Origin of the sequence: Vitreoscilla massiliensis, assembly GCF_001457815.1 — a bacterium.
Classification (GTDB): domain Bacteria; phylum Pseudomonadota; class Gammaproteobacteria; order Burkholderiales; family Neisseriaceae; genus Vitreoscilla; species Vitreoscilla massiliensis.
In genome coordinates, this window is record NZ_LN898219.1 from 166,941 (window position 1) to 180,881 (window position 13,941).

Here is a 13,941-nt window from a genome sequence, read left to right on the forward strand (position 1 = left end):
CGGCAGCCTGTGCTGCCGTTTTTATTTGTCGAGAAAAAAAGGAAACAACATGCGTTGGCAGTGCGGTCGCTTTGATTTGAATTTGGACAGCCCTAAGGTGATGGGCATCGTCAATGTCACCCCAGATTCGTTTTCAGATGGCGGCGTTTACTCTCAAAACTTGGCCAGTGTGCTTGCCCATGCGCAGCAATTATTGGATGAGGGGGCGGACATTTTGGATGTGGGCGGCGAGTCTACCCGTCCTGGCAGTGATTATGTGTCGCCAGAAGAGGAGTGGCAACGGGTGGCGCCGGTGATTGAGGCTTTGTACCAATGGCAAGTGCCGCTGACCTTGGACACACGCCGCACTTATGTGATGCAACAGGCTTTACAGCACGGTTGGGTTGATGCCATCAATGATGTGGCAGCGTTGAGCGATGAAGGGGCAGTTGAGACTTTGGCGCAATACCCCAACATCGGTGTGTGTTTGATGCACATGCAAGGCATACCTGAATCCATGCAGCACAATCCGCAATACTCAGATGTGACGGCAGAAGTGGTGCAATACCTGCAAAGTCGGGTAGCGGCGTGTTTACAGGCCGGCATTAAGCCTGAATGCTTGCTACTCGATCCGGGTTTTGGTTTTGGCAAGACTTTGCAACACAATGTTGATTTAATGCGTGATTTAAAGCCGTGGATAGAGGACAGTGACTATCCGGTATTGATAGGGGTGTCGCGCAAAACCATGTTGGGTCAAATCACTGGCATAGACGTTCCTGAGCAGCGCATGGTGGCCTCGGTGATGGCGGCGGTTGCGTCTATTGCCCGCGGCGCGCACATTGTGCGCGTGCACGATGTTAAAGAAACGGTGCAAGCCGTAAAAGTTTGGCAGGAACTGGGCGTTTGGGCTTAAACCCTCGAATTTTTGCTGTTAATAGTGAGTCAGTCGATTTACAATTGTTTCTTAATTAAAATATTCAGGATTAGAAGTAGATGGCTAGAAAGTATTTTGGTACCGATGGTGTGCGTGGTTTGGTAGGGCAAGATCCGATTACGCCTGAGTTTGTGTTGAAGTTGGCGTTTGCTGCAGGCAAAGCACTGGTGGCACGAGAACAAGGCCACCGTCCCATGGTATTGATAGGCAAAGACACCCGCATTTCTGGCTATATGTTGGAAGCCGCGTTACAGGCCGGTTTTACCGCCGCTGGTGTGGATGTCCACTTAACTGGCCCGCTGCCGACTCCTGGTATTGCCTATTTGACCCGCGCCATGCGCGCGTCTGCTGGGGTGATGATTTCCGCTTCGCACAATGCGTATCACGATAATGGCATTAAGTTTTTTGCCCAAGGTGGGGTGAAGCTCAATGATGAGATGGAATTGGCGATTGAAGCCTTAATCGACCAGCCGATGCAAACCATGCCATCGGACGATTTGGGTCGCAGCAAACGCATTTCTGGTGCCGACGACCGCTATATCGAATTTTGCAAATCGACGTTCCCAAGTGACCAAGATTTGCATGGCTTGAAAATTGTGGTCGATTGCGCTCATGGTGCGGGTTACCATGTCGCGCCCAAAGTGTTTCACGAATTGGGTGCTCAAGTCATCAGCATCGGTTGTGAACCGAATGGTTACAACATCAATAAAAACGTCGGTGCCACCCATACCGAAACCTTGCAACAAGCGGTATTGGCGAACAAAGCCGATTATGGTGTGGCCTTGGACGGTGATGGCGATCGTTTGATGATGGTAGACCGTACAGGCCGCGTGTTTGATGGTGATAGCTTGATTTATGTGATTGCCAAAGCGCGTGCCCAAGCCGGCAAATTACAAGGCGGTGTCGTTGGTACGGTGATGACCAATTTGGCTATGGAATTGGCCTTAAAAGAGCGTGGTATCGAATTTGTACGCGCCAAAGTCGGCGACCGTTATGTGTTGGAACAATTGTACCAACGCGGTTGGCAAGTCGGTGGTGAAGCCTCTGGCCATGTGTTGTGCATGGACAAACACAATACTGGTGATGGCATTATTTCTGCTTTGCAAGTGTTTGCGGCCTTGGGCGAATTGGGTGTGGATTTGCACAGCGTGTTGTCGGATTGGCAAGCCTATCCGCAAACCATGATCAATGTGCGCATCAGCAAAGGCCATCCGTGGCAAGCGGCTGCCGAGCCAGTATTGAAACAAGTAGAACAAGAATTGGGGCAGCAAGGCCGTGTGGTCTTACGTGCTTCAGGTACGGAACCGGTGGTGCGGGTGATGGTAGAGGCCAAAGACGCATCTGTTGCCAAAACCAGTGCCGAACGTATCGCCGCGGCCATCGAAGCCTCCATCCATTGATAAAGCCTGAATCGCCATGAGTTTGATTGCCTTATTAGAAGCATTTTTTACTGAGTATGGTTACATCGCGGTGTTTACCGTGTTGGTGGCCTGCGGTTTTGGTATTCCCATCCCTGAAGACGTGACTTTGGTGGTGGGCGGTATCATGTCTGGCTTGGGCCACGCCAATGTGCATGTGATGGTGTTGGTGGGCATCGCAGGGGTGTTGGTCGGCGATGGCATGATGTTTGCCGCTGGCCGCATTTTTGGTCACCGCATCTTGCGCTTTCGTTTGGTGGCGCGGGTGATGACACCGAAGCGTTATGCGCAAGTGCAGGAAAAGTTTGAAAAATACGGCAATTGGGTGTTGTTTATCGCGCGTTTCCTTCCCGGTTTGCGCACACCCATCTTTATCTCCGCCGGCATCAGTGGCAAGGTTTCGTATTTGCGCTTTTTGCTGATGGATGGTTTTGCTGCCTTGATTTCCGTACCGGTGTGGGTGTATTTGGGTGATTTTGGTGCCGAAAACAGCGAGTGGCTGTGGCACAAAGTGCACCAATTCCAAATGGTCTTGTTTGTGTTCTTGGGTGTGGTGTTGCTGTATGTGGCTTACCGCTGGTGGAACAAACGCCAAAAAACCAAGATAGCAGAATCAAATTAAGCGTTTATGTTCTTTAAAAAGCGGCCTGTAATTATTTACAGGCCGCTTTTGTATGCGGTGTACACATTGTTCAAGCGCATATCTGAAGTGATATCGTCTAAGGTGAGAGTGCATGTCGAATTGGGTTTGATGGGGCTATAAAAGCACTTACAGGCCGCTTATTTGTGATAGGTTATCACTGCATCAACAGAGGCTTAAAGCACCATAGAGTAAGGCGAGCGGCTTGCTGAGAGAGGCATGATGCGGCCTGTAATCCCTTTGGGGTGATGGTCATATTCCGCTATAACAGATGCAATGTATTGATGAGCAGCACATGAATACTTATATCGGAGGCTGTTGGTATTTTTACAGGCCGCTTATTTGTGATGGGTTATCACTGCATCAGCAGGTGCTTAAAGCACTATAGGGTAAGTCATGGAGCGTACAGGATGAGGTATAATGCGGCCTGTAAGCCATCTGTGGGCTAGCTAAGCCAAGTTCGGCTACAACAGATGCAACATACAGGTGAGCAGCAGAGTATCAAGGTGATGGTTGCTGAAAGCTACCCGTGATTTTAAGGCCAGACATCTAATGTTGTGGTCTTTATCATTGGTGCAAAATGCGATGAGTACATCTACTGAGTAACAGCATTCTCTTGTGTGCAAATACAAAAAAGCGGCCTGTAAATGTTTACAGGCCGCTTTATCTATTGCATCAACTCATCACGGTTTAACGTGCGTGGTAGTTAGGTGCTTCTTTGGTGATTTGCACATCGTGTACATGCGATTCGTTCATGCCGGCTGCGGTGATTTCCACAAACTCAGCACGCTCGTGCATGGCCGCGATGGTTTCGCAACCCAAATAGCCCATGCTTGAACGCAAACCGCCCACCAATTGGTGGATGATGTTGGTGATAGGGCCTTTGTAAGGCACACGACCTTCGATGCCTTCTGGTACGTATTTGTCGGTGCTGGACACATTGTCTTGGAAGTAACGGTCAGAAGAGCCTTGGCTCATCGCGCCCAAAGAACCCATGCCGCGATACGATTTGTAAGAACGGCCTTGGTACAATTCGATTTCGCCAGGGGCTTCATCGGTACCGGCAAACATGCCGCCCAACATCACCGCAGATGCGCCGGCTGCCAAGGCTTTAGACACGTCGCCTGAGAAGCGGATGCCGCCGTCGGCAATCAAAGGCACACCGGTGCCTTTTAAGGCTTCAGACACATTGTGGATGGCTGTTAATTGCGGTACGCCAACACCAGCGACGATGCGGGTGGTACAAATAGAGCCTGGGCCTATGCCGACTTTCACGCCGTCTGCACCAGCTGCCACCAAGTCACGCGCTGCTTGTGCCGTGGCGATGTTGCCGCCGATTACGTCGACTTGTGGGTAATGTTCTTTCACCCAACGCACACGGTCTATCACGCCTTGGCTGTGGCCGTGAGCGGTGTCTACCACTATCACGTCTACGCCAGCAGCAACCAAAGCCGCGACGCGTTCGTCGGTTTCTGCGCCCACACCCACGGCCGCGCCCACGCGCAAACTGCCATTGGCATCTTTGTTGGCATTGGGGAAGGTCGAGGTTTTCAAAATGTCTTTAACCGTAATCAGGCCTTTTAATTCCCAATTTTCGTTGATGACCAAGACGCGTTCCACTTTATGGTCGTGCATCACATCGCGAGCGGCATCAATGCTGCTGCCTTCCATGACAGTCACCAAACGTTCTTTTGGTGTCATGATAGACGCGACGGTTTGATCCAAGCGTTTTTCAAAACGCAAGTCGCGGTTGGTCACGATGCCCACCACTTTGCCGTCTTCAATCACAGGCAAACCTGATACCTTGTGTTTGCGGGTCAAATCAATCAAATCACGCACCAACATATTGGGTGCAATGGTCACAGGCTCTTTCACCACGCCGCTTTCATGGCGTTTGACTTTGGCGATGGCCTTGGCTTGGCGCTCAATGCTCATGTTTTTGTGCATGATGCCGATACCGCCTTCTTGGGCGATGGCAATGGCTAACTTGGCTTCGGTAACCGTGTCCATGGCGGCAGACACAAGAGGGATATTGAGAGAAATGTTGCGAGTGAGTGGGGTTTTGAGAGAGACGTCGCGCGGCAAAACGGTAGAATGAGCCGGTACCAGCAAAACGTCGTCGAAAGTGTAGGCTTTTTCGACAATGCGCATTTCGAACTTCTTTCTTGGTCAACAATGCCGAATTGTATCAAATTTGTTGGTTTGAGTTAAGCATTTTGCCAAAGTAAGACGTTTAACATGGCACATGGGTGTGGTTTATAGTTAAAATGGGAAGCTGTTGAACATAATGATAACCATAGGGAATATTTGACATGATGAAATCCACAAAAACAGTGCTGAGTCTGGCTTTAATCAGTATGGTCGGCATGGCTTCAGCCAACGGTGTGTTTACTTGGAAAGGGAAAAGCGGTAACCAAGTGTATTCAGATACCCCGCGCAATTTGAGCACCAATAATGTCAGCACCATGAACATCCGCTCGCACACGGTGACCAAAATCGAAACTCAGGCCAAATCAGACACCATACAAGGTGGTCAAATTGGCGTGGAAGGCGATGGCAAAGAGAAAAGTACCGCTGACCAACAAGCTGCACTGAATGCTAAAGTTGCCGCTGAAAATAAAAAATTAGAAGAAGAAAATAAAAAAATTGCAGAACAAAACAATAAAATGAATGAAGAAAATTGTACTCGAGCTAAAATTAATAAAAACAATGTTGAAACCGCGGGCCGAGTGAATGACCGTGAAAAATTATCGGCCAGTTACCAACAAGACATTGATCGCTATTGTAAATAATTTAGGAGGCTGAATGTCGTTTGATCTTGCGACGTTTTTACAAAGCTTACCTCAGTTGCCCGGTGTGTATCGCATGTTGGATACGGCCGGGCAAGTGCTTTATGTGGGCAAAGCGGTGAATTTAAAACGCCGTGTCAGCAGTTATTTTCAAAAAACCGACTTGTCACCGCGCATCGTGTTGATGGTGAAGCAAGTTGCCAGCATCGAAATCACCGTCACCCGTTCTGAGGCGGAAGCCTTAATCTTGGAAAACAACCTGATTAAGGCCTTAAGTCCCAAGTACAACATTCTGTTTCGCGATGACAAGTCTTATCCTTATTTGATTTTCAGCGAACACGCTTACCCGCAAATGGCCTATCACCGTGGCAGTTTACATGGGATTAAGCAGTTTTTTGGACCGTTTCCAAACGGTTATGCGGTGCGTCAAAGCATGGAAGTGCTGCAAAAAGTGTTTCAGCTGCGCACCTGTGAAGACACGGTGTTTGCACACCGTGACCGTGCGTGTTTATTGCACCAAATCAAACGCTGCAGCGCGCCGTGTATCGCGGCCATCAGCGCTGACGATTATGCCGACACCGTGCAGCAAGCGACGTGGTTCTTACAAGGCCGTACCGATGAATTGATGGCGCGTTTGCAAACGCAAATGCAGCAAGCAGCCGAGCAATTGGAATTTGAGCAAGCAGGCATGTTGCGCGATCAAATCGTGGCACTGGGCGCTTTGCAATCGCAGCAATATGTGGACGTACAGGCCGGCAATAAGGTGCAAGACATTGATGTGTTGGCGGCAGTGGCTGAACAAGGCATGGTGTGCATTCATTGGAGCAGCATCCGCGGTGGTCGCTTAATCGGCGACAAGAATTACTTTCCTGAGCAATTTGATGACTCGTGGCAAACCTTGCAGCAATCGGCGGAAAGCTTTGTGGCACAGCATTATTTGGGCCGCGACAAACCGCAAATCATCATCAGTGATTTTGTCATCCCTGAGAGTTTACAGGCCGCATTGAATCAAGAAGGGCACAAACTGGCTTACATCAACCAAACCACAGGGCAGCGCAAAGTGTGGTTGGAGATGGCCAGACAAAATGCCGTCATCGCCATTACTCAAAAGCAACAACAGCACAGCTCGCAAATGCTGCGTTTGGATGCTTTGGCCGAAGTGTTGAACCTGCACGATTTGAATCGTTTGGAATGCTTCGACATCAGCCATACCCAAGGCGAAGCGACTGTGGCCTCGTGTGTGGTGTATGACGAGGGGGCGATGCAGCCATCCCAATACCGCCGCTTTAACATTCAAACCGCCAAGGCAGGCGATGATTATGCCGCCATGCGCGAGGTGTTAACGCGCCGTTATGGCGGCCTGAAAGAAGCGGCTGCGAATGGAGAGACGGTGTTGTGGCCCGACGTGGTGTTAATCGATGGCGGCAAAGGGCAGGTGAGCATGGCGATGCAGGTGTGGGAAGACTTGGGTCTGAACATCACCATTTTGGGCATCGCCAAAGGGCCAGAGCGCAAAGCCGGTTTGGAAGAATTGATTTTGCCGCAAACGGGCGAGGTATTCCGTTTGCCCGATAACCATCCGGCATTGCATTTGTTGCAAACCGTGCGCGATGAGTCGCACCGCTTTGCCATTACCGGCCACCGCAAGAAGCGCGCTAAGGCAAGAGTGCAGTCGAGTTTATTGGAAATACCGGGTGTGGGCGCCACGCGTCGCAAGAATTTGCTCACCCGCTTCGGTGGTTTACGCGGTATCATGGCGGCCAGTAAAGACGATATTGCTCAGGTTGAGGGCATCAGTAACAGTTTGGCGCAGAAAATATACGACGCCTTACACACATCTTAATTGAGACATCATCATGAAGTGGAACATACCCATATTGTTAACTTGGTTGCGCGTGTGGCTCATCCCCGTGTTCACCATCTTGTTTTATCTGCCCAGCGATTGGATTGATTACCATACCGTCAATTGGTTGGGGGCCATGATTTTTGCCATCGCCGCGGTGACCGATTGGTTCGATGGCTATTTGGCGCGCAAATGGAACCAAACCTCCAGCTTCGGCGCTTTCCTAGACCCAGTGGCGGACAAATTGATGGTGGCGGTGGCCTTAATCTTGTTGGTGAGCTTGGGTCGTACTTATGCATTTTGCGCGATGATTATTATTGGTCGTGAAATCACCATTTCGGCTTTACGCGAATGGATGGCGCAATTGGGACGGCGCAACAATGTCGCTGTAGCCCAAATTGGCAAGTTCAAAACCGCCGCGCAAATGGCCGCGATTGTATTGCTGCTCATAGGTTCTGAGAATTTTCACGGTTTGAATTTTATTTTAATCGGTAATATTTTAATGGGCATTGCGGTGATTTTGACTGTGTGGTCAATGTGTTACTATTTGAAGGTCGCTTTTGCCGATTTTAAAGAGTAGTTTTTTTTATGAAAAACGCTTGACGTCAGGATTATAAGCTTTATAATACGCATCTCTTTCAGGCAGCAGTGATTAACGAAAGCCTAAGCGGGAATAGCTCAGTTGGTAGAGCGCAACCTTGCCAAGGTTGAGGTCGCGAGTTCGAGACTCGTTTCCCGCTCCATCGTAAGATTCAGCGAGGTGGGTTAAATGTTAATCAGTTGTGTGAAGTGCGGGAATAGCTCAGTTGGTAGAGCGCAACCTTGCCAAGGTTGAGGTCGCGAGTTCGAGACTCGTTTCCCGCTCCAAAGATTTTAGCAGTATGCAGTTTAGTCATGCGGGAATAGCTCAGTTGGTAGAGCGCAACCTTGCCAAGGTTGAGGTCGCGAGTTCGAGACTCGTTTCCCGCTCCACTGAATCTGAATACGCACGGCAATACCAAGTTTTACGCGGGAATAGCTCAGTTGGTAGAGCGCAACCTTGCCAAGGTTGAGGTCGCGAGTTCGAGACTCGTTTCCCGCTCCAAGTTGTAAATCTGATAGATAAAACCACATCTATTAAGATGCAGTAAGGCGGGATGGCAGAGTGGTTATGCAGCGGCCTGCAAAGCCGTGGACGCCGGTTCGATTCCGACTCCCGCCTCCAGTTAGCAAACTGGTTTCAGTTCTTGAAACCATATTTATGGCGGGGGGGGAGAGGGACTATGCCACAGTTTGCAAAGCTGTGCAGGCCGGTTTAAATCCGCGCCCCCGCCTCCAGTTTTAAAGTGTTGCCCGGGTGGTGAAATAGGTAGACACAACGGACTTAAAATCCGTCGGCCCTAATACGGCCGTGCCGGTTCGATTCCGGCCCCGGGCACCATCAAAACATAGCAATATCAATAGTTTAAGCCGCTTAAGTAAGCGGCTTTTTGTTTGCTTTTCTTCTTTGTTTTGTTCTACATTTTGCTTCTTGTTCTACATTTCCCCTGTATTAAGCCTTGTTTTGTAGTGAATTTGGTGTCACCAATTTGCCCAAACGGTGGCGAATATACTCACCTGTCATCAGTTGATTACTGTGGCCAAGTAGGTTTCTTGCGGCTTCAATTCCTGCATTTTCGTCGGCATCGGTTGCAGCTTTTGCGCGTAAATCTCTAAACTGAAAACTGTCTTTCGGTATGCCTGCTTTTTCACGCGCTCGATTCATACCACCACTAAGCATGTCATAAGTTAACGGCCGACCAGCCTCACGTTTCCGACCTTTGTTTACAAATAAATAATCATGGGTAACATTGCCACGTTCAACCAGTAAGGTTTCGACCAAGGCTTTTAAGTCGCCAGTCAAAGCAATGCGTACTTTGGTTTTAACTTTGTTTTGTTGAATCCACAACGCACCATCTTGCAAGTCTGAAACCTTGATTTTCAAAACGTCTGCCACACGCTGGCCGATAAAATAAGCCACTAGCATCACATCTTTGATGTGTTCATCCGCAGCATCAAACAGCTTCCAAAACAAATCATCGGTTACATACACATCGCGGCCCTGTTCTTTAAAGCCTCTGATACCCTTACATGGGTTTTCATTGGTTGTGTAATCCCATTCTCGTGCCTTGTTGAAAATGTGAGAGAACAAAGCGCGCTCGCGGTTGGCCCTTGTCTGTGCAGTCTTGCCCCGCCAGTCCAAGTATTCACGAATATGAACGGGCTTGATTGAATCAATTGGGGCAGGGGGATTATCAAAGAATTTCAACAGCCAGCCCAATTCGGAAATATTGTCTTTTTGAGTGCGGGGTGCTTTGATCGGGATAACCTCTTTTAAATACCGGTCGGCCACCACTTTGAAAGTCGTGGCATCACTGATGCTTTTTTCCAAGCTGTCTTGGTTGTACTCACGTTCATACTCAGCATATTTTTTTAAAGCTTCCAAATAATTGCCGCCCAAAGCCAGCCATTTGCGCGGTTTGGTGCAAGTGTCATAATAAAAGTACACATTGCCTTTTAATGTGGTTTTGCTGCGCATGCGTGGCAATAAAGTTGGCTTTGTCATTGGGGGCAATCTGATGGTATTGGATGCTTTAAAATAATGATGCTGGATTTGTTCTACAACCATAACCCCTATATAGGATTATGGTCACTTAATCACATTTGATTTCCACGCCGTGCGCGGTTTTTTACCTGCTGTACTAGCTGTCATGGTTCCGATGAATATGGCACGGGCCACAATCGGGCGGCCTGCGGCATTCGGTGTAAAAGGGATGCCTATTTCTGCCAAGCGTATTGCTTGATTTTTGTGGCGCTTGTATCCGGTCAATGTTTCCACCTCGTCAGCGGTCAAAAATAATGGCTCTATGGTTTCCATTGCTTTCACCTCCTTTTAATCAGCACAAAAACAGTCGGCAAGGTCTTCGCGCTCATATCCGAAAAAATCCACTTGCTTGATTGCAAATTGTTTTAACTGCTGATAATTAGGAGCATCTTTTCTGAAAGTAGCCCCAATGCTTTGCTCCTGCTCAATCCACCAGTTGGCAATTTCAGGATGTTCCGCCATCAATCTAATTCGCTTGTATTCACCTTTTAAAAAGCATAAGTCACAATTGCCATGATCGGTAACGCCATTATTGTTTGGCAACTCCAAATCAAAAGCTTGTGATTGCCAAAATTCACTTACCTCTCTTTTAGTGATTGATAACTGTGCCAGCGGCGCAAAGCGTTCAAACTTCTCTTTGTTGTTTGCCAGTTTTTTTACCCTTGACATTTCGTCCGCGCGAAACCCAATTGCAACATTCCATTCCGTCCAGCTTAAGATTTGTTCACAATAAAATTGAATGGGTCGAATTTTCATGTCTATAGTGCAAAAGCGTGTTACTGGATTTGGCAGGTAACTGCGCATCTTAATCAGATCGGCAAATGGTTGTCCGTCTCTTGATGCCGTTTCATATGACACTTGTTTCCAGCGCTGTTTTGGTTTATCACCTTCGTCGCATTTAAATTCTAACCAGACAATTTCAATCCCCCAATTCACTGCACAATCGTTCACAAACTTCAGTGTGTTGGGATGTTCTTTCCCCGTGTTTGCAAATACCACTTTGTAATTGGTAGGTAGCGTGCCACCGTTGGCATCAATAAACATTTTCAACATAAGGCCGCTAGTGCGCCCGCCGCTAAAGCTGATTAATACGTTTTCTTCTGTAATAAATGAGCTGCTCATATTTTCACCTCACTGCATTTGGCGCGATTGCATGCGCGCGATTAGGTTGCGGGTTTCTTGTAACTGGTCGGCCAGCGTGTGGCTCTTGGTGCGGCGGCGTTTTTCGGCCTGCGCTTGGGTGTATTCGGCCTGTAATTCGGCCACAGTTGGTGTGGTTTCTTCTTGTTTGGCATTGATTGCTGCAATGCCTTGGCGGCTCAGGTCAATGTTGCGGCCCGCGCGGCGCATCATGCGGGCGATTGGGTCTACTGCATCGGCGTATGCCTGTGCTTCAATGTCGGCAATTTCGTTTTTCAGGCGGTCAATTTCCACTTGAGTGCGGGCCATATCAAATTCAGCAATGTGAATGTCCACAGGTTTCAGTGATTCTTTGAATATGCGCACTTCTTGTTTGGCTGCATTTTTGAAGTGTTCAAACGATTCATACTTATTCAAAAGTGCGGTTTCGCCCATTTCTACCATTGCATCGGCATACATCAAAACAGCAGCGGCATTGTTTATATTTTCATAATCAATCACTTGGCTGTTTTTCATCACCCATTCAACCAATTCACTGATTTGGTCTTTGTTGAAATGGCGGCGGTTTTCCTTGTTTTCGGTCACGATCGCCGCAGCAAGCTGGTCAGTGAAATGTTTTTGGTTGTTTCTGTGATTCGTAGAGTTATTGACACGAGTCCAAGCGGGGCTAACGCCCCCCTCAAAACCCAAAACCTCCGCGCTGATTGGCGCTTGCTTCTGGCCGACCATCGTCCAAACGTGATGGCGGCTGTAAAGCAACTCACCCGTGGCCACGGCATACACGCCTTGGGTTTCTTTGGCGCGAGGCTCTCCATAGGCATTGGTGCCGTCCATGTCTTCTTTGTACAGCTTAATCGGGCGGTCTTTGTTCGATAGGGAAATGCCGCCCATCAACATGGTGAATTTGCCCCAGTCGCCCTTATCCGCAGCAGCGGCCGCACGTTCAATGATGTCACCCTCTTCATAGCCACTGATGCGCAGGCGGCGCAATTCACGCCATACGCTCACTGGCGCACCTCCAAACTGTTGAAACTGACGTATGCCCCAAGCCGATGCCCAAGCATCAACACGCACGGCCGCATCCACCGCGCTCATGTAGTCAGCCGATTCATAATCGCCACCAATGGAATCACCCGCATTGTTCTTGCCATCAATGTTTTTAGAAATGTATTTGGCGATGTAACCCACTGCGGAGCCTGCATCCAAATCCAATTCTTTGAATAGAACCCGCGCACGAACCTGATGAAACAGCTTGTAATCGGCATTCTTCCACACATCAGCCTCAACTTTTTGGCGGTCAACAAACGACTGTAAAGTGGGCTTTTTGTCGCCATTGGCTTTGGCTTGCTGGCAATGAAACTCCCATTGCACGCGCGCCTTGGCTTTGGCCTCTTTGCGGGTTTCTTGGTAAAACAGTTTCAATTCACGGCGGTCTTCACGGCAGCCATGTAAGGCCATGATTTGTCGAAAGCGAGCGCGGTGCTCTTTGGGCATGAAAAACAGGCCATGCCAATGCGGACACCCATCATGGTGTGGCTCCGTCACTCGAAAGCCATATATCTTGATGTGCTCACGCCCTAAGTGAGAACCGATGCGACCCCAAACTTCATTTAAATATGCCTGCGCCTCTGTAGGGGTAGACCCGTCAAACTTGCCATTTTTGCGGCCACGGGCTGCGCTGTGAACATGAAAGCGGCTAGGGCAAGTCAAGGTAATGAATTCGCACACATGGCCCAACTCTTGCGCCATGTGTTCAAAACCCGCAAGGCGCACCATCAATTCCGCGCGGCGCACCGCAGGATTGGCAATCGAGCCTGCTACCACTTCATCCAATTGGAATTCTTCACCCAATTCATTAACGATGGTTTTCATGGCTAACATGGCTTGGTTGCGGGCTTTTTGCTCGATACGACGGCGCACTTGCTCATTGCTCACATACAATTGATTGTTGCGATGAACAAAGCCCAAATGGTTGCGGATGATGGTTTCCAGCTCACGCGCTGCCATGCAGCGCATTTTTCTCACCCAAAATGCACCCGATAACAGACGAGCAACAATGCTATCAGGCGTGTGCAAACGGTTTTTAAAATATTTGTTGGGCAAATCAGATGGCATTTGAGCCAGCAGTGCAGCCAGCTCCTCAACACCGTGGTGGTGGTACTTTTTTTTGATGAAAGCGTGCAACACATCAATGTATTGATTCGCCACAGTAAATAGCACAGCAAAATCAGACTGATTCAGTTTTGTCCAAAATTGGACGTGCTCACTGTAAAAACGATTGAATTTCAAAGCCAAGGCACGGCCATATTCAATGATGTCGCCATCGCTGGCAGAAATGTCAAACGGCAAAGTGCTGTTGGCAAATGACTGTGAAATGTCTTTCAACCATTTGTCAGCAACAGGATGCTTTAATTGATTGCGGGCATCGTGATACCAATCGTCCGCCTTATTTGCTAACTTCAACCATGTATTGCGCGCCAAGCCCGCCAAACTGGCAGGCAACACGGCAAGCATGTCGTCAGCCAGTAGGCTAGTGTCGGTGATTTCTCTGGCGTAGGTTTGCATGTTTTGGTTT

Annotated in this window: 12 protein-coding genes and 7 tRNA genes; 13 read left to right on the top strand and 6 right to left on the bottom strand. The window is 48.8% G+C overall.

Annotated elements, in window-relative coordinates; genetic code table 11:
• Positions 1-49 precede the first annotated feature (49 nt).
• From folP to BN3003_RS06340, 3 genes are all read left to right on the top strand, one after another.
• On the top strand, positions 50-892 hold the full coding sequence (gene folP, locus BN3003_RS06330) for a dihydropteroate synthase (RefSeq protein WP_058355813.1): 843 nt from the start codon (positions 50-52) through the stop codon (positions 890-892).
• Between the two features lie 80 nt (positions 893-972).
• Entirely contained in the window at positions 973-2,313 is a 1,341-nt protein-coding gene (gene glmM / locus BN3003_RS06335; RefSeq protein ID WP_058355814.1) for a phosphoglucosamine mutase, read from the top strand.
• A gap of 22 nt (positions 2,314-2,335) precedes the next feature.
• Entirely contained in the window at positions 2,336-2,953 is a 618-nt protein-coding gene (locus tag BN3003_RS06340; protein ID WP_058356264.1) for a DedA family protein, read from the top strand.
• 708 nt (positions 2,954-3,661) lie between these two features.
• Here the strand turns inward: BN3003_RS06340 and guaB are convergent.
• The gene (guaB, locus tag BN3003_RS06345) at positions 3,662-5,122 is read right to left on the bottom strand and encodes an IMP dehydrogenase (RefSeq protein WP_058355815.1); all 1,461 of its coding nucleotides are present in this window, start codon (positions 5,120-5,122) and stop codon (positions 3,662-3,664) included.
• 82 nt (positions 5,123-5,204) lie between these two features.
• Entirely contained in the window at positions 5,205-5,438 is a 234-nt protein-coding gene (locus tag BN3003_RS19075; RefSeq protein WP_222704885.1) for a hypothetical protein, read from the bottom strand.
• Between BN3003_RS19075 and BN3003_RS06350 the strand changes: the two genes are divergently transcribed.
• From BN3003_RS06350 to BN3003_RS06390, 10 genes are all read left to right on the top strand, one after another.
• Complete coding sequence (locus tag BN3003_RS06350) at positions 5,338-5,763, top strand: DUF4124 domain-containing protein (RefSeq protein WP_407701098.1); 426 nt, start codon at positions 5,338-5,340, stop codon at positions 5,761-5,763. The genes BN3003_RS19075 and BN3003_RS06350 overlap by 101 nt on opposite strands.
• Before the next feature lie 13 nt (positions 5,764-5,776).
• A complete protein-coding gene (uvrC, locus tag BN3003_RS06355) occupies positions 5,777-7,603 on the top strand; it encodes an excinuclease ABC subunit UvrC (protein WP_058355817.1) in 1,827 nt (608 codons plus the stop codon).
• Positions 7,604-7,616: 13 nt separating this feature from the next.
• Positions 7,617-8,183 carry a CDP-diacylglycerol--glycerol-3-phosphate 3-phosphatidyltransferase gene (gene pgsA / locus BN3003_RS06360; protein WP_058355818.1) on the top strand — a complete coding sequence of 189 codons (567 nt, stop codon included), beginning with the start codon at positions 7,617-7,619 and terminating at the stop codon, positions 8,181-8,183.
• Between the two features lie 87 nt (positions 8,184-8,270).
• Positions 8,271-8,346 (top strand) — tRNA-Gly (locus BN3003_RS06365).
• Between the two features lie 48 nt (positions 8,347-8,394).
• A tRNA-Gly gene (locus BN3003_RS06370) sits at positions 8,395-8,470 on the top strand.
• Between the two features lie 29 nt (positions 8,471-8,499).
• Positions 8,500-8,575, top strand: a tRNA-Gly gene (locus BN3003_RS06375).
• Between the two features lie 36 nt (positions 8,576-8,611).
• A tRNA-Gly gene (locus tag BN3003_RS06380) sits at positions 8,612-8,687 on the top strand.
• Between the two features lie 46 nt (positions 8,688-8,733).
• Positions 8,734-8,807, top strand: a tRNA-Cys gene (locus tag BN3003_RS06385).
• A 38-nt stretch (positions 8,808-8,845) separates the two neighbouring features.
• Positions 8,846-8,920: transfer RNA gene (locus BN3003_RS18805), tRNA-Cys, on the top strand.
• Positions 8,921-8,933: 13 nt separating this feature from the next.
• Positions 8,934-9,023 (top strand) — tRNA-Leu (locus BN3003_RS06390).
• A gap of 111 nt (positions 9,024-9,134) precedes the next feature.
• On the opposite strand, the gene BN3003_RS06395 is transcribed toward BN3003_RS06390, so the two are convergent.
• Genes BN3003_RS06395 through BN3003_RS18810 form a run of 4 tightly spaced genes read right to left on the bottom strand, consistent with a single transcriptional unit; the run spans position 9,135 to position 13,931 of the window.
• Complete coding sequence (locus BN3003_RS06395; protein ID WP_234333034.1) at positions 9,135-10,250, bottom strand: tyrosine-type recombinase/integrase; 1,116 nt, start codon at positions 10,248-10,250, stop codon at positions 9,135-9,137.
• A gap of 21 nt (positions 10,251-10,271) precedes the next feature.
• Positions 10,272-10,499 carry a DUF4224 domain-containing protein gene (locus tag BN3003_RS06400; protein ID WP_058355820.1) on the bottom strand — a complete coding sequence of 76 codons (228 nt, stop codon included), beginning with the start codon at positions 10,497-10,499 and terminating at the stop codon, positions 10,272-10,274.
• Between the two features lie 15 nt (positions 10,500-10,514).
• Positions 10,515-11,348, bottom strand: a complete 834-nt coding sequence (locus tag BN3003_RS06405) for a phosphoadenosine phosphosulfate reductase domain-containing protein (protein WP_058355821.1) — start codon at positions 11,346-11,348, stop codon at positions 10,515-10,517.
• 9 nt (positions 11,349-11,357) lie between these two features.
• The gene (locus BN3003_RS18810) at positions 11,358-13,931 is read right to left on the bottom strand and encodes a replication endonuclease (RefSeq protein WP_058355822.1); all 2,574 of its coding nucleotides are present in this window, start codon (positions 13,929-13,931) and stop codon (positions 11,358-11,360) included.
• Positions 13,932-13,941: the final 10 nt, after the last annotated feature.